Below are 16313 nucleotides of genomic sequence, written 5' to 3' on the forward strand. Positions count from 1 at the left end.
CTGTCCGTCCCCGCGGTCACCACCGCGGCCGTCCTCCCGGCAACCAGGGGCAGTTGGGGAACCGGGCCCGCCCCGAAAACCGGTGCCGCGCTGTCGGACCCGCGTGTAATGCTCGGGCCTGTGGAGACCAGGTCCGTCAGTCCCGTGTTCGTCGGCCGCACCGAAGAGCTGAACAGCCTGAACGAAACGCTCGCCCGCGCCACCGCGGGCGAGCCTCAGGCGTTGCTGCTCGGCGGCGAGGCCGGTGTCGGCAAGACCCGGCTCGTCGAGGAGTTCGCCACCGCCGCCTGCCGTCAGGGCGCGGTCGTCGCCCTCGGCGGCTGCGTCGAGATCGGCGCCGACGGCCTGCCCTTCGCCCCCTTCTCCACCGCCCTGCGCGCTCTGCGCCGCGCCCTGCCCGACGAACTGGCCGCCGCGGCCGCGGGCCAGGAGGAGGAACTGGCCAGGCTGCTGCCCGAGGTCGGCGAGGCCCTCCCCGCCCGGGGCGCCGGCCGGCACGACGAGGAGAGCCTGGCCCGCCTCTTCGAACTGACCGCCCGCCTCCTGGAGCGCGTCGCCGCCGAGCGCACCGTCGTCGTCGCCCTGGAGGACCTCCACTGGGCCGACGCCTCCACCCGTCACCTCCTGGCCTACCTCTTCCGCACCCTGCGCACCGGCCGCCTGGTCGTCCTCGCCACCTACCGCGCCGACGACATCCACCGCCGCCACCCGCTGCGCCCCCTGCTCGCCGAACTCGACCGGCTGCGCACGGTCCGCCGGATCGAGCTCGGCCGCTTCAACCGGGACGAGGTCAGCCGTCAGATAGCCGGGATCCTCGCCACCGAACCGAATCCCGCCCAGGTCGACGACATCTTCGAACGCTCCGACGGCAACGCCTTCTTCGTCGAGGAACTCGCCGTCTGCGCCACCGAGGGCTGCGGCACCGGCCTCACCGACTCCCTGCGCGATCTGCTCCTGGTCCGCGTCGAAGGGCTGCCCGAGAGCACCCAACGGGTCGCCCGGGTCGTCGCCGAGGGCGGCTCCACCGTGGAGTACCGGCTGCTCGCCGCCGTCACCCGGCTCGCCGAGGACGACCTCATCGAGGCGCTGCGGGTCGCGGTGAACGCCAACATCCTCCTTCCGGCACCCGACGGCGACGGCTACCGCTTCCGGCACTCCCTGGTCCGCGAGGCAGTCGCCGACGATCTGCTGCCCGGCGAACGCTCCCGCCTCAACCGCCGCTACGCCGAAGCCCTGGAGGCCGACCCCGCGCTCGTCCCCGCCGACGAGCGGGTCATGCGTCTGGCCAGCTACTGGTACCACGCCCACGACGCGGCCAAGGCCCTGCCCGCCGTCCTGGACGCCTCCGTCACCGCCCGCCGTCGGCACGCCTACTCCGAACAACTCCGGCTCCTGGAACGCGCGATGGAGCTGTGGGACACAGCCCCCGAGGACGTCAGGGCCGCCCTGCGCCCCGTCGACTACACCGAGGTCTACCCTCCCTGCGGCTGCGACCCGGCCACCACCGCGCTGCGCTATCTCGACCTGATGGCCGAGGCCGCCGTCGCCGGCCGCCTGGGCGGCGAACGCGAACGCGCCCTGAAAATCACCAAGCGGGCGCTGCACCTCCTGGAGGACGACGGGGACCCCCTGCGCGCCGCCTGGTTCTGGGTCCAGCGCTCCCATCTCGTCCAGGGGCTGGCCCGCGGCGACGGCTGGGCCGAACTGGCGACCGCCGAAGAGCTGGTGCGCGGGCTGCCGCCGTCCGAGGTGCACGCCGAGGTTCTGGCCAACGTGGCCAACTGGTCCATGGTCCACATTCCCGGCCCCGACGCCATCTCGGCCGCCGAACGGGCTGTGGAGTACGCGCACATGGTCGGCGCCCGTGAGATCGAGATGAACGCGCGGCTCACCCTCGCCGGCCTCATGGTGGAATCCGGCAGCGTCGGCACCGGCCTGGACGAGATGTACGAGGTCCTGCGGCGGACCCTCGACGACGACATCCCGAGCGTCGCCAGCCGCGCCTACGTCAATCTCCCCTCCTCCCTGGAAAGCATCGGCCGCTCCCGGGAAGCCGTGGAGGTCCTGCAGGACGGGCTCACCCACGCACGACGGCACGGCCTTTCCGACAAGGAGGCCTGGATCTGGGGAAACCTCGCCGAGTCCCTCTACTCCCTGGGGCACTGGGACCGGGCCGCGGAAGCCGCTTCGCAAGCCGAGCGCGTCGGCCAGAGCGCCAAGCCCCGCGGCTTCCACGCCGTGAACCGCGCCGCCCTCTCGCTCGCACGCGGCGAACTGACCGAGGCCGCACGGCAACTGGCCGCTGCACGCGGCTACTTCGGTTCCCACGACCAGGTCCCGCAACATGAACTTCCCCTCGCCGACATCACCACCGGCATCGCCGCCGCCGAGGGCCGCCTCCTGGACGCCCGCGCCGAACTCGAACGCGTCCTGGACGCTGGCTTCCCGCCCGGCACCCAGCGCTATGCCTGGCGCCTGCTGCTCACCGCCGCCACCATGGAGGCGGACGCCCTCGGCCTGCCCGTCGCCGAACAGGACCGCGCGAAGATCCTCCACCGCATCAGGGAGGCCGCCAGACCCCTCGCCACCAACGCACCCGTCTGGTTGGCCCACGAACGCTGGGTCCGCGCCGAACTGCTGCGCGCCGAGAGCGCCGACACCCCGGACCACTGGTACGAGGCCGTCACCGCCGTCGAGCCCTTGGAACGGCCCTACGACCTCGCCCGCGTCCGCCACCGGCTCGCCCAGGCCCTGCTGTCTGCATCCGGCGGCGCCGAGCAGCCCGACCGCGACCGGGCCACCGAACTTCTGCGCCTCGCCCACGCAGCCGCCGACCATCTCGGCGCCCGGCCCCTCGCCGACGCCGTCACGCTCCTCGCCCAGCGCGCCCGCCTCACCCTGACCGCTGCGCCGGCCCCCAGCCGGGACGACCCGGTCCGCTCCCTAGGCCTCACCGGCCGCGAACGCGACGTCCTGCGCCTGGTCGCCCTCGGCCGCACCAACCGCCTGATAGCCGAGGAACTCTTCATCTCCCCGAAGACGGCCAGCGTCCACGTCTCCAACATCCTGGCCAAGCTCGGCGTCTCCGGAAGGGGAGAGGCGGCGGCGGTGGCCCACCGGCTCGGGCTGTTCCCGGCCGAGGCTCTCCACGTGCCGATCACAGAGTGGGCGTACGGTGTAGGAGACCGGCAGGGGAGGCTGCATGTTCAACATGTTCGAGGAACTGTTCGCACCCGGCCGGAAGCACACCCGTGACGAGCAGAACCGGCTGGAGCTGACCCGCGAGGACGTCGGCGACGGTGACCCCGGACGCGGACCGATAGATCTCACGTCCGGGAAGGTCGTCGTCCGCCGGTCCAGGCCGGACGACGACACCGAGGAGCCCTCGCAGAGCGCGCCGGAATGACGGCTCCGGCTAGCTGACCTGTATCTCCAGGATCTTGTCGTCCCCTTCCTTGGGGCTGCCGCGGCCGTCGGTGTTGCTGGTGACGAGCCACAGCTTGTCGCCGCCCGCGGAGATCACCGTGCGCAGCCGGCCGTACTCCTCCTTCAGGAAGGACTGCGGGTCGGCGGAGGCCGCCGTGCCCTTCAGCGGGATGCGCCACAGGCGCTGGCCCTTGAGCCCGGCCATCCAGACGGAGCCCTCGGCGTAGGCGATGCCGCTGGGGGAGGCCTCGTCGGTGTGCCACTGGGCTATCGGGTTGTGGAAGTTCCTGTCGTCGGACTTGCCCTCGGCGGTCGGCCAGCCGTAGTTGTCTCCCGGCTTGATCGCGTTCAGTTCGTCCCAGGTGTCCTGGCCGAACTCCGAGGCGAACAAACGCTGTTTGGAGTCCCAGGCGAGGCCCTGCACATTGCGGTGGCCGTAGGAGTACACGGGGGAGTCCGGGAACGGGTTGCCGGGGGCCGGGTCGCCCTCCGGGGTCAGGCGAAGGATCTTGCCGCCCAGGGACTTGCGGTCCTGGGACAGGCCGGTGTTGCCGCTCTCGCCGGTGCTCGCGTACAGCATGCCGTCCGGGCCGAACGCGATCCGGCCGCCGTTGTGGATGAAGCCCTTCGGGATGCCCTTGAAGACGGTGTCGGGTGCGCCCAGTTGCTCACCGGACGTCTTCTGCTCGTCGTAGACCATGCGCACGACGCGGTTGTCCGAGTCGGAGGTGAAGTAGGCGTAGACCATGTGGTCCGAGGCGTATGCCGGGGACAGCGCGATGCCCAGGAGGCCCCCTTCGCCGGCCGCGGAGACGCCGGAGACCTGCCCCAGCTCCGTCTTCTTGCCGGACTGTCCGTCGACCCGGGTGATCGTGCCGTCGTCCCGTGAGGAGACGAGCAGGTCGCCGTCGGGGAGCGGGGCGAGGCCCCAGGGGGTCTTGAGGTCCTCGGCGACCGTGCGCACCACCTTCACCGAGCCCTTCGCCGGCGGGGTCGCCTCCGCGGCCTGCTGGGTGGGGGAGGACCCCGAGGCCGGACCGCTCGACGAGGCGCTGCCGGCGCCGTCGGGCGAGCCGCCTCCTCCTCCGCCGTCGGAGGAGCAGCCGGCCGTCAGCAGGAGCGTGGTCGCGGCCAGCACGGCCGTCACAGCTCGACGATGCACGATCATGGTCCCTTCGAAGCGGCGGGTTCTACCTGTCATACACCGCTCGCGCCTCCGAGGTTCCCGATCTCCCCGACCCGATGCGCACACCCGCCCCCACCAGTCCCGCGGCCCGTGCGCGTGCGCGGTCGGTGGACGAGCCGGCCTTACGGCGCTCGGGTGGCCGGCGGGTCTGCGGGCCGGCGGCTCGTGTGCGGTCGGCAGGCTGGTCTGCGGCGCGGGTGTCGTCTAGGGGTCTGCCGGTGGCGCGGGTCCCTGTGCAGTCGGCCGGCTTGCTGGTCCGTGGGTGGGGCATCGGCGTTGAGATGGGTGTGCCGGCCTTGCGGCGCTTGGGTGGCCGGTGGGTCTGCTCGACCCGCGGGCCCCTGCAGAGTTGGCGGCCGTGCTGGTGCGTGGGCCCGTGCGCCGTGGGTGGGGTGTCGCCGCTGGGGTTGCCGGCTCGCGGCCTGTGTGCCGCCGGCAGGCTGGGCTGCGGCGCAGGTGTGGTCTGGGGGCCTGCTCGTCCCGCGGACCGCGTCGCGCGTGTCGTCCGAGGGGCTGCTCGTCCCACGGGCCCCTGGCGCAGTCGGCAGAGAGCCGGTCCGCGGGTCTGAGGCCGCTGGGGTCTGCTGGTCCGTGGGTCGGGCGCTGCGGCTGGGTCTGCTGGTTTTTGGTGCGGGCCCCGTCGGCAGGGGCGCTAGTCCCACGACCCCTGTGCCGCCGGCAGTGCCGCCACCTCGGTGAGGTCCTGGGCGGTCAGTCGGAGGTCGGCCGCCGCCGCGTTCTCCGTCACCCACCGCTCCTGCTTGGTCCCGGGCACCGGGACCACGTGGGTGCCCTGGGCCAGCACCCACGCCAGCGCCACCTGTGCGGGGGTGACGCCCTCCCCGTGCCGGGCCGCGACGCGGCGCAGGCCGGAGATGATCGGCTGGTTCGCGGCCATCATCTCGGCGGTGAAGCGAGGGTGGCGGGCGCGGACGTCGTCCGGTTCGAAACCCTCGCCGGGGGTCAGGGTGCCGGTCAGGAAGCCATTACCGAGGGGCATCGCCGCCAGGAAGCCGATGCCGCGCGCCGCGCACCACGGCAGCAGCGTCCCCAGCGCCTCCGGCGACCACACCGACAGCTCCGCCTCCACCGCGCTCACCGGGAAGACCTGCTGGACCCGCTGCAACTGCCGGATCGTCGCGTCGTACAGCCGCCTGCCGGAGCGGCGCCCGCCTCGCGCACCCATCGCGCAGAGCCCCAACGACCGTACCTTTCCGGCCTGTACGAGCTCCGCCATCGCGCCCCAGGTCTCCTCGACCGGGACCTCGGGGTCCTCGCGGTGCAGCTGGTAGAGGTCGATCACATCGGTCTGGAGCCGCCGCAGGGAGGCGTCACAGGCCCGTTTCACATAGCCGGGGCGGCCGTTGGCCACGATGTGCTGTTCGCCCACCAGCAGACCGACCTTCGTCGACACGAAGGCGTCCTCACGCCGCTCCTTCAACACCCGGCCGAGCAGCAGCTCGTTGGTGAACGGGCCGTACATGTCGGCCGTGTCCAGCAGCGTCGAGCCCAGATCGAGCGCCCGGTGCACGGCCCTGACCGACTCGTCGCCCCGCTGCCGCGACCCGCTGTAGGCCCAGCTCATCGGCATGCACCCGAGTCCGACGGCTCCCACCGCGAGCGCCGCCGCGCCGATCTTCCTGCGCTCCACCTGCTCGTGACCCTCCCTCTTCCGGCCCCCAACCTAACCTCTGGGCTCCCAGGCGCCTGACATAGCCTCCTGACCATGAGTGCTGACGTGTGGCTTCCCATCCCGCCCGACGACATCGAGGGGCTCCCCGAGGGCCCCGACTACCACTTCTGGAACGGCGAGGAGGACTTCCCGGCTGACCCGGCCGACTGCGCGTACTACGTCGTCCCCTACATGAAGCCGCTCGATGTCGTCCTGCGGCCGATGCCCCACCTGAGCTCCGTCGAGGTCGTACAGACGCTGTCGGCCGGCGTCGACAACGTGGCACCGGGCCTGAGGCATCTGCGTCCCGGCGTGCGGTTGTGCAACGCGCGCGGTGTGCACGAGGCGAGCACCGCCGAGCTCACGCTCACCCTGGTCCTCGCCTCGCTGCGCGGGATCCCCGACTTCGTGCGGGCCCAGGACAAGGGGGAGTGGCGCGGCGGGTTCCGGCCCTCGCTCGCCGACAAGAACGTCCTCATCGTCGGCTACGGCTCGATCGGCTCCGCCATCGAGGACCGGCTCGTACCGTTCGAGGTCGCGCGGGTGGCGCGCGTCGCGCGCTCCGCGCGCACCACGGAGCGCGGCCCGGTGCACCCACTCACCGAACTGCCCGCCCTGCTCCCCGAGGCGGACGTCGTCATCCTGTCCACGCCCCTCGACGAGACCACGCGTCACCTGGCCGACGCCGACTTCCTGGCCCGTATGAAGGACGGCGCGCTCCTCGTGAACATCGCCCGCGGCCCGGTCGTCGACACCAAGGCGCTGCTCGCCGAACTGGAGACCGGCCGCATCACCGCCGCCCTCGACGTCACCGACCCCGAGCCGCTGCCCCGGGGACACCCCTTGTGGCAGGCGCCGGGCGTACTCGTCAGTCCCCATGTCGGAGGACCCACCTCCGCGTTCCTGCCGCGCGCCAAGCGCCTGTTGGTGGACCAGTTGACCCGCTATGTGAACCAGGAGCCCTTGCGCAACGTGATCCTTACGACGGGTTCCAAGAACGCTTAGACCCACGGAGTAACAGGCGCACAATCCGCTTCCGGTACCCTCCGCAACCTTCCGGACGCGGGCCGTGCCCGCATCACCGCTGGTCGTCACGGAGCGTAGAGGAACTATGTCCCTGAGTGACGAGACTGGTGTATCGTCCCGACAGGGGCAGCGCCACGCACCGTTCGGCGCCGGGGATGGACATTGCAGACTGTGAGGGGGGCGACGGGCGATGCACGGCCTATGGACCAACGATCCGACGCGGCGGGGCCGCCGGCTCCGACCCTGGCACACAGCCGCGCGCAGACGCGGCCACCACGCCGGTCACGGCGGTCACCACAGCGCTCATCACCGCAGGCACAGCAGCCGCAGGAGGCATGCGCACCCGGCGCACCCGGACCCCCGGGACCCCGGAGCGGTGCGGACCGGGAGGACCCGGTGAGTTCGCCCCCCTCTCCCACGACCACCTTCGACGGAGCGCTGCGGGCCCGGCCCGTGAGGGCGGCGCTGCTGCCCTCCCGGCCGCCGGTCCTCCGTGGCGGGTCGAGCCTGGTCCGCCAGCTCCTTCTCGCCCTGGTGTGCGCGGGATACGCCGTCGGTTCCGCGCTCGGCTGGGGCTCGCGCGAAGTCGCCCTGATCATGGGCGACTTCGGGCTGAGCGCCGCGGCGGGCACGGCCGCCGTGTCGTGCTTCCTCCACGCCCGCGACCGTCGGGTCCGCTTCCGGCAGGCCTGGCTGCTCTTCGCGCTCTCCTCCGCCATGGCGTCGCTCGGCAACCTGATCTGGGGGTGGTACGAGGTCGTCCTGGACCGGGAGGTGCCCAGCCCCAGCTACGCCGACCTGTTCTTCCTGTGCTTCGCGCCGCCCGCCATCGTGGGTCTGCTGGTCCTCGCCAAGCGCCCGGTGACGAAGGCGGGCTGGGTCTGTCTCGGCCTGGACTCCTGGCTGATCGGCGGCTCGCTCCTCACGCTCTCATGGAGCCTCGCTCTCGCCCAGGCGGCCAAGTCGGAGGGGCCCAGCGTCGCGCACACCGCACTGTCCCTGGCGTATCCGCTGCTGGACATCGCCCTCGTCAGCATGGTCCTCGCGCTGCACTTCCGGCGCTCGGCGGTCAACCGCACCGCGGTGAACACCGCGATCGGCGCGCTCGCCCTGACAGTGATGTGCGACGCCCTGTTCACCTCGCCGCTGCTCCACAACAACTACCGCTCCGGCCAGTTGCTGGACGCCGGATGGTTCGCCGGCTCCCTGCTCCTCGCGTACGCTCCCTGGGCCGCGCCCCGGCAGCCGGACGGCGACCCGCGGCGACCGGACGGGCGCACGCGCGTGGTGCACGAACACCTGCCCAGGCCGCGGTTCGGGATCCAGCGCCGCCCGTCCGTGCAGGGTGCGCAGGGAGTGCCGGGAGCCCAGGGCGGTGACCACAGCCGGTATCCGGTCACCCGGCCCATCACCGGTTCGCTGGCCGCCCTCACCCCGTATCTCGCCGCCGCCGTCTGCACGCTGGGGATCCTCTACAACGTCCTCAACGGCCGCAGCGTGGACCGCGTGGTGCTCCTCACCGGCGGCACTGTCGTGCTCGCCCTCGTGGTGCGCCAGGGCATCATGCTGCTCGACAACATCACCCTCACCCAGGAACTCGCGCAGAAGGAGAACCACTTCCGCTCCCTGGTGCAGGGCTCGAGCGACGTCATCATGATCGCCGCACCGAACGGCATCCTCAGGTACGTCTCCCCGGCTGCCGCAGGGGTCTACGGCCGCTCCGCAGAGGAGCTCGTGGGCACGGAACTGGCCGGTCTCATCCACCCGGAGGATCTGGGCTGCGTGGTGCACGAGGTGCGCCGTTTCCTCGCCGTCAGCCCTCTCGAAGAGCCCACCACCCGCATCGAGTGCCGCTTCCGGTCCGGCGACGGCGGCTGGCTCAACGTCGAGTCCACCGTCAACCGTCACCACGGCGGCCTCATCTTCAACAGCCGGGACGTGACCGAAAGAGTGCGCCTGCAGGCGCAGCTCCAGCACAACGCCGAGCACGACCCGCTGACCGACCTGCCCAACCGCGCCCTGTTCACCCGGCGCGTCCAGCAGGCCCTGTCCGGCCGCCGTTCCTCCGACCGCGGCACGGCCGTCCTCTTCATCGACCTGGACGGCTTCAAGGCCGTCAACGACACGATCGGGCACCAGGCCGGGGACGAACTGCTCGTCCAGGCCGCCCGCAGACTCCAGGACGCGGTCCGCTACGGGGACACCGCCTCCCGGCTCGGCGGGGACGAGTTCGCCGCACTGATCGTCGGGGACGGCACCCGCGACCGCACCGCCCGCGAGGGTCACATCCTGGAGCTCGCCGACCGCCTCAGGGTCACGCTCTCGCAGCCCTACCTCATCGACGGCAACGATGTCCGGGTCGCCGCCTCCATCGGCGTCGCCTTCGCCGAACCCGGCCTCGGAGCGGGCGAGCTCCTGCGCAACGCGGACCTTGCGATGTACCGCGCCAAGGCGGGCGGCAAGGGCCGCGTCGAGCTCTATGCGCCCCAGATGCAGCAGGACGTCGTACGGAAGGCGGAGCTGGCCACGCGCCTGCGGGCCGCGCTGCACGACGGCGAGTTCGCCCTGCTGCACCAGCCCGTCGTCTGTCTGGAGGACGGCCGGATCACCTCGGTCTCCGCCCAGGCGCGCTGGCGTTCCTCCCAGGGGGTGCTGTTCACGCCGGCCGAGTTCCTGCGGGTGGCCGAGGACAGCGACCGTACGCAGGAGCTGGGCCGCTGGATCCTGGAGGAGGCCGTCGAGCAGGCCGCCGAGCGGGCCGCGACCGGGCTCACCGTGCCCGTGGCGGTCCGGATGAGCGCCCAGCGGCTGCTGGACCGCTCGCTGCCCCTGGGCTCGGTGGAGGCACTGCTGACCCGGCACGGGCTGCCGTCGGGCTCCCTGGTCATCGAGCTCTCCGACACCGATCCCCGGGTCTCCCTGGACGAGCTGGAGCGCCGGCTGACCGCGATCCGCCGCGTCGGCGTCCGGATCGCCCTGGACGGTTTCGGCAGCGGCTACGCGGCGATCACCGCACTGCGCAGACTCCCCGTGGACGTACTGAAGCTCGACCGCAGTCTGGTCGAGGGTGTCGTGGAGTCCGCCAGACTGCACAAGATCACCAGCGGTCTGCTGAGGATCGCCGGAGACCTCGGCCTCCAGTCCGTGGCCGACGGCGTGGACCTCCCGGAACAGGTCGTCGCCCTGCGGGCGATGGGCTGCACCCACGGGCAGGGCATGGCATTCTCCGGACCGATGGACGAGTACCGGCTCCGCAGGGCGCTGGCCTCGGGCCACTATCCGGTGCCGCACGGCCCCGCCGAACCCGCGTTCGCGGGGGGCGGCGCGGAGGTGTACACCAGTGGGGTGACGGCGGTCCTCGGAGGCGGCACGGCCCTCCGCTCACATAATGAGACTCCCGTCCCACCCACTTGACACCACATGCGTGCCGGGGGGAGGGTCAGTGCCATGCGCACCCGAATTCTCGTACTTGGAAAGCGCGTCGGCTGACGCTGAGCCCTCGATCGCTCAGCGACCCCACCCGGCGCGCTCCCCTCGCTTGCCTTACGGCACGAGGGGTTTTTTGTTGCACAAGCACCAGTCGAACACCGCGCAAACTTCGCAAAAACCCTCAGCATCGAGAAGAGAATGACGATGACCGAGCAGGCCACCGGGGCCCATCCGCAGCCGCGGCCCCGATCCGGAGGACAGCAGTCCGCCCCCGAGCACGTCACGGGCGCGCAGTCCCTCATCCGCTCTCTCGAGGAGGTCGGCGCCGAGACGGTATTCGGCATTCCCGGCGGTGCCATCCTTCCGGCGTACGACCCGCTGATGGACTCCACCCGGGTGCGCCACGTCCTGGTCCGTCACGAGCAGGGCGCGGGCCACGCGGCCACCGGTTACGCGCAGGCCACCGGCAAGGTCGGCGTCTGCATGGCGACCTCGGGCCCCGGTGCCACCAACCTGGTCACCCCGATCGCGGACGCCCACATGGACTCGGTGCCGCTCGTGGCGATCACCGGGCAGGTGGCCTCCAAGGCGATCGGCACGGACGCCTTCCAGGAGGCGGACATCGTCGGCATCACCATGCCGATCACCAAGCACAACTTCCTCGTCACCAAGGCCGAGGACATCCCGCGGGTCATCGCGCAGGCCTTCCACATCGCCTCCACCGGCCGCCCAGGCCCGGTCCTGGTCGACATCGCCAAGGACGCCCTCCAGGCGAAGACGACGTTCTCGTGGCCGCCCGTCATGGACCTGCCCGGCTACCGCCCGGTGACCAAGCCGCACGCCAAGCAGATCCGCGAAGGCGCCAAGCTGATCACCCAGGCCAAGCGGCCCGTCCTCTACGTCGGCGGCGGTGTCATCAAGGCCGGCGCCACCGCCGAGCTGAAGGTCCTCGCAGAACTCACCGGAGCCCCCGTCACCACCACCCTGATGGGGCTCGGCGCATTCCCCGACAGCCACCCGCTGCACGTGGGAATGCCGGGCATGCACGGGTCGGTCACCGCCGTCACCGCGCTGCAGAAGGCCGACCTGATCGTCGCCCTCGGCACCCGATTCGACGACCGCGTCACCGGCAAGCTGGACAGCTTCGCCCCGCACGCCAAGATCGTCCACGCCGACATCGACCCGGCCGAGATCGGCAAGAACCGTGCCGCCGACGTGCCGATCGTCGGGGACGCCCGCGAGGTCATCGCCGACCTGGTGCAGGCCGTCCAGAAGGAGCACAGCGAGGGCCACCAGGGCGACTACAGCGCCTGGTGGAAGGACCTGTCCCGCTGGCGCGAGAACTACCCGCTCGGCTACGACCTGCCCGCCGACGGCTCGCTCTCCCCTCAGCAGGTGATCGAGCGGGTCGGACAGCTCGCCCCCGAGGGCACGATCTTCGCGGCGGGCGTCGGCCAGCACCAGATGTGGTCCGCGCACTTCATCCAGTACGAGAAGCCCGCCACCTGGCTGAACTCCGGCGGCGCCGGAACCATGGGCTACGCGGTCCCGGCCGCGATGGGCGCCAAGGCCGGAATGCCGGGCAACACGGTCTGGGCGATCGACGGCGACGGCTGTTTCCAGATGACCAACCAGGAACTGACCACCTGCGCCCTGAACAACATCCCGATCAAGGTCGCCATCATCAACAACGGCGCCCTCGGGATGGTCCGCCAGTGGCAGACCCTCTTCTACAACCAGCGGTACTCCAACACGGTGCTGCACAGCGGTCCCGAGGACGTCAACCCGGACGCCAAGGGCACACGCGTGCCGGACTTCGTGAAGCTGTCCGAGGCGATGGGCTGCGTGGGCCTGCGCTGTGAGCGCCCGGAGGACCTGGACAAGGTCATCGAAGAGGCGAACTCCATCAACGACCGTCCCGTCGTCGTCGACTTCATCGTCCACGAGGACGCGATGGTGTGGCCGATGGTCGCCGCCGGCACCTCGAACGACACGATCCTGGCCGCCCGGGACGTCCGCCCCGACTTCGGCGACAACGAAGACGACTGAGCGAGAGAGACGTAAAAGATCATGTCCAAGCACACGCTCTCCGTCCTGGTGGAGAACACCCCCGGCATCCTCGCCCGGATCGCCGCCCTGTTCTCCCGCCGCGGCTTCAACATCGACTCGCTCGCGGTCGGTGTCACCGAGCACCCCGAGATCTCCCGGATCACCATCGTGGTCAACGTGATCGAGGAACTGCCGCTGGAGCAGGTGACCAAGCAGCTCAACAAGCTCGTCAACGTGCTGAAGATCGTCGAGCTGGAACCCGGTTCCGCCGTTCAGCGGGAACTCGTTCTGGTGAAGGTGCGCGCCGACAACGAGACGCGCTCCCAGATCGTCGAGATCGTCCAGCTGTTCCGCGCCAAGACCGTCGACGTCTCCCCGGAGGCCGTCACGATCGAGGCCACCGGCAGCGGCGAGAAGCTGTCCGCGATGCTGAAGATGCTGGAGCCCTTCGGCATCAAGGAGCTGGTCCAGTCGGGCACCATCGCGATCGGCCGCGGTGCCCGTTCGATCACGGACCGCTCGCTGCGCGCGCTCGACCGCAGCGCGTAGGGCCGGGTACGGGCGGCTCCGGCCGCCCGTATACCGAGACCCGGAAACTTCATCTCAGCCCGCCGTCATACGGTGGGACGCAACACCTGCAGACCAAGGAGAGAACCCAAAGTGGCCGAGCTGTTCTACGACGCCGACGCCGACCTGTCCATCATCCAGGGCCGCAAGGTCGCGGTCATCGGTTACGGCAGCCAGGGCCACGCCCACGCGCTGTCGCTCCGTGACTCGGGTGTCGACGTGCGTGTCGGTCTGCACGAGGGCTCCAAGTCCAAGGCCAAGGCCGAGGAGCAGGGCCTGCGCGTGGTGACGCCGTCCGAGGCCGCCGCCGAGGCCGACGTCATCATGATCCTCGTCCCGGACCCGATCCAGGCCCAGGTCTACGAGGAGTCCATCAAGGACAACCTGAACGACGGCGACGCGCTGTTCTTCGGCCACGGCCTGAACATCCGCTTCGACTTCATCAAGCCCCCGGCGGGCGTCGACGTCTGCATGGTCGCCCCCAAGGGCCCGGGCCACCTCGTCCGCCGCCAGTACGAGGAGGGCCGCGGCGTTCCGTGTATCGCGGCCGTCGAGCAGGACGCGACCGGCAACGCCTTCGCGCTCGCGCTGTCGTACGCCAAGGCCATCGGCGGTACCCGCGCCGGCGTCATCAAGACGACCTTCACCGAGGAGACCGAGACCGACCTGTTCGGTGAGCAGGCCGTTCTCTGCGGTGGTACGGCCGCGCTGGTCAAGGCCGGTTTCGAGACGCTGACCGAGGCCGGCTACCAGCCGGAGATCGCGTACTTCGAGTGCCTGCACGAGCTGAAGCTCATCGTCGACCTCATGTACGAGGGCGGCCTGGAGAAGATGCGCTGGTCGATCTCCGAGACCGCCGAGTGGGGCGACTACGTCACCGGCCCGCGGATCATCACGGACGCCACCAAGGCCGAGATGAAGAAGGTCCTCGCCGAGATCCAGGACGGCACCTTCGCCCGTGAGTGGATGGCCGAGTACCACGGCGGTCTGAAGAAGTACAACGAGTACAAGACCGCGGACTCCGAGCACCTGCTGGAGACCACCGGCAAGCAGCTGCGCAAGCTGATGAGCTGGGTCGACGAGGAGGCGTAAGCGGAACGCTCCGCGACGGTGCCGCCGGCTCGGGGCGCCGTCGCGGGGCTCTGCCCCGGGCCCCGCTCCTCAAACGCCGGAGGGGCTGGATTCTGTCGATCGGCACGTCCGGGTGATCCTTCCACAGCGGCGCGGGATGTCCCTCTCCGCGCCACTACACTGCCGTATACATACGCGTCAGGCCCACAACGTCGTGCGTCTTCCACGCGGCAAGCATCCCTCCACCGCCTGCGGCCGTCGGGACGGCCGTCCGCAATGGACTTGTGAGGACTCACGTGAGCTCGAAACCCGTCGTACTCATCGCTGAAGAGCTGTCGCCCGCGACTGTGGACGCGCTTGGCCCCGACTTCGAGATCCGGCACTGCAACGGAGCGGACCGCGCCGAACTGCTCCCGGCCATCGCCGAGGTCGACGCGATCCTGATCCGCTCCGCCACCAAGGTGGACGCCGAAGCGATCGCCGCCGCGCACAAGCTGAAGGTCGTCGCACGAGCCGGCGTCGGCCTGGACAACGTCGACGTCTCCGCCGCCACCAAGGCCGGCGTGATGGTCGTCAACGCCCCCACCTCGAACATCGTGACCGCCGCCGAACTGGCCTGCGGTCTCCTCGTCGCCACCGCCCGCCACATTCCGCAGGCCAACGCCGCGCTGAAGAACGGCGAGTGGAAGCGCAGCAAGTACACGGGCGTGGAGCTCGCCGAGAAGACCCTCGGTGTCGTGGGTCTGGGCCGGATCGGTGCGCTGGTCGCCCAGCGCATGTCCGGCTTCGGCATGAAGGTCGTCGCTTACGACCCCTACATCCAGCCCGCCCGCGCCGCCCAGATGGGCGTCAAGGTGCTGTCCCTGGACGAGCTGCTCGAGGTCTCCGACTTCATCACCGTCCACCTGCCCAAGACCCCCGAGACCGTCGGCCTCATCGGCGACGAGGCGCTGCGCAAGGTCAAGCCGAGCGTGCGGATCGTCAACGCCGCGCGCGGCGGGATCGTCGACGAGGAGGCGCTGTACTCCGCCCTCAAGGAGGGCCGGGTCGCCGGTGCCGGTCTCGACGTGTACGCGAAGGAGCCCTGCACGGACTCGCCGCTCTTCGAGTTCGACCAGGTCGTCGCCACCCCGCACCTCGGTGCCTCCACCGACGAGGCCCAGGAGAAGGCCGGTATCGCCGTCGCCCGCTCGGTGCGCCTCGCCCTCGCCGGTGAGCTCGTGCCCGACGCGGTGAACGTCCAGGGCGGTGTCATCGCCGAGGACGTCAAGCCGGGCCTGCCCCTCGCCGAGCGCCTCGGCCGCATCTTCACCGCGCTCGCCGGTGAGGTCGCGGTCCGCCTCGACGTCGAGGTCTACGGCGAGATCACCCAGCACGACGTGAAGGTGCTGGAGCTGTCCGCCCTCAAGGGTGTCTTCGAGGACGTCGTCGCCGAGACGGTGTCGTACGTCAACGCCCCGCTGTTCGCCCAGGAGCGCGGCGTCGAGGTGCGGTTGACGACCAGCTCGGAGTCGGCCGACCACCGCAACGTCGTCACCGTGCGCGGCACGCTCGGCAGCGGCGAGGAGGTGTCGGTCTCCGGCACGCTGGCTGGTCCCAAGCACCTCCAGAAGATCGTCGCGGTCGGTGAGTACGACGTCGACCTGGCCCTCGCCGACCACATGGTCGTCCTCAAGTACGAGGACCGTCCCGGCGTCGTCGGCACGGTCGGCCGTATCTTCGGCGAGGCCGGCATCAACATCGCCGGTATGCAGGTGTCGCGGGCGATCGCCGGTGGCGAGGCGCTCGCCGTCCTCACCGTCGACGACACGGTGCCCGCGGGTGTGCTGACCGAGGTGGCCGAGGAGATCGGGGCGACGTCGGCCCGTGCGGTGAACCTGGTCTGAC

10 protein-coding genes are annotated in these 16313 nt (G+C 70.8%); 8 read left to right on the forward strand and 2 right to left on the reverse strand.

All coding sequences use genetic code 11. The annotated features are described in order from the left end of the window. Positions 1 to 108 precede the first annotated feature (108 nt). Entirely contained in the window at positions 109 to 3255 is a 3147-nt protein-coding gene (locus AQJ46_RS29450; RefSeq protein WP_225887423.1) for a helix-turn-helix transcriptional regulator, read from the forward strand. Beyond that, entirely contained in the window at positions 3203 to 3406 is a 204-nt protein-coding gene (locus AQJ46_RS29455; RefSeq protein ID WP_057616374.1) for a DUF6191 domain-containing protein, read from the forward strand. Before AQJ46_RS29450 ends, AQJ46_RS29455 begins: the two co-directional genes overlap by 53 nt. 9 nt (positions 3407 to 3415) lie before the next feature. Here AQJ46_RS29455 and AQJ46_RS29460 read toward each other — a convergent pair whose 3' ends face one another. After that, positions 3416 to 4594 carry a PQQ-dependent sugar dehydrogenase gene (locus AQJ46_RS29460; RefSeq protein WP_079072475.1) on the reverse strand — a complete coding sequence of 393 codons (1179 nt, stop codon included), beginning with the start codon at positions 4592 to 4594 and terminating at the stop codon, positions 3416 to 3418. 670 nt (positions 4595 to 5264) lie between these two features. Continuing rightward, positions 5265 to 6263 (reverse strand): aldo/keto reductase, encoded by a 999-nt coding sequence (locus tag AQJ46_RS29465; RefSeq protein WP_059208456.1) that lies wholly within the window; start codon positions 6261 to 6263, stop codon positions 5265 to 5267. A 75-nt stretch (positions 6264 to 6338) separates the two neighbouring features. On the opposite strand from AQJ46_RS29465, the gene AQJ46_RS29470 reads away from it, so the two are divergent. The 6 genes from AQJ46_RS29470 (at position 6339) to serA (ending at position 16312) form a co-directional block, all read left to right on the forward strand. Beyond that, positions 6339 to 7289 carry a 2-hydroxyacid dehydrogenase gene (locus AQJ46_RS29470; protein WP_107117354.1) on the forward strand — a complete coding sequence of 317 codons (951 nt, stop codon included), beginning with the start codon at positions 6339 to 6341 and terminating at the stop codon, positions 7287 to 7289. Positions 7290 to 7706: 417 nt separating this feature from the next. After that, entirely contained in the window at positions 7707 to 10724 is a 3018-nt protein-coding gene (locus tag AQJ46_RS29475) for a putative bifunctional diguanylate cyclase/phosphodiesterase (RefSeq protein WP_059208458.1), read from the forward strand. 219 nt (positions 10725 to 10943) lie between these two features. Next, a complete protein-coding gene (locus AQJ46_RS29480; RefSeq protein ID WP_208617006.1) occupies positions 10944 to 12788 on the forward strand; it encodes an acetolactate synthase large subunit in 1845 nt (614 codons plus the stop codon). 21 nt (positions 12789 to 12809) lie between these two features. Continuing rightward, entirely contained in the window at positions 12810 to 13337 is a 528-nt protein-coding gene (ilvN, locus tag AQJ46_RS29485; RefSeq protein ID WP_057616386.1) for an acetolactate synthase small subunit, read from the forward strand. Positions 13338 to 13448: 111 nt separating this feature from the next. After that, the gene (gene ilvC, locus AQJ46_RS29490; RefSeq protein ID WP_059208460.1) at positions 13449 to 14447 is read left to right on the forward strand and encodes a ketol-acid reductoisomerase; all 999 of its coding nucleotides are present in this window, start codon (positions 13449 to 13451) and stop codon (positions 14445 to 14447) included. Positions 14448 to 14722: 275 nt separating this feature from the next. Continuing rightward, entirely contained in the window at positions 14723 to 16312 is a 1590-nt protein-coding gene (gene serA / locus AQJ46_RS29495; RefSeq protein ID WP_057616389.1) for a phosphoglycerate dehydrogenase, read from the forward strand. The last annotated feature ends 1 nt before the right edge of the window (position 16313 follow it).

Source organism: Streptomyces canus (genome assembly GCF_001514145.1).
GTDB classification, from domain to species: domain Bacteria; phylum Actinomycetota; class Actinomycetes; order Streptomycetales; family Streptomycetaceae; genus Streptomyces; species Streptomyces canus.

What these genes read in the sequence shown, in the direction of transcription:
- AQJ46_RS29470 (WP_107117354.1), top strand. Translation starts at nt 6,339, where the DNA reads ATGAGTGCTGACGTGTGGCTTCCCATCCCGCCCGACGACATCGAGGGG.
- AQJ46_RS29450 (WP_225887423.1), top strand. Translation starts at nt 109, where the DNA reads ATGCTCGGGCCTGTGGAGACCAGGTCCGTCAGTCCCGTGTTCGTCGGC.
- AQJ46_RS29480 (WP_208617006.1), top strand. Translation starts at nt 10,944, where the DNA reads ATGACCGAGCAGGCCACCGGGGCCCATCCGCAGCCGCGGCCCCGATCC.
- ilvN (WP_057616386.1), top strand. Translation starts at nt 12,810, where the DNA reads ATGTCCAAGCACACGCTCTCCGTCCTGGTGGAGAACACCCCCGGCATC.
- AQJ46_RS29460 (WP_079072475.1), bottom strand. Translation starts at nt 4,594, where the DNA reads ATGATCGTGCATCGTCGAGCTGTGACGGCCGTGCTGGCCGCGACCACG.
- AQJ46_RS29455 (WP_057616374.1), top strand. Translation starts at nt 3,203, where the DNA reads ATGTTCAACATGTTCGAGGAACTGTTCGCACCCGGCCGGAAGCACACC.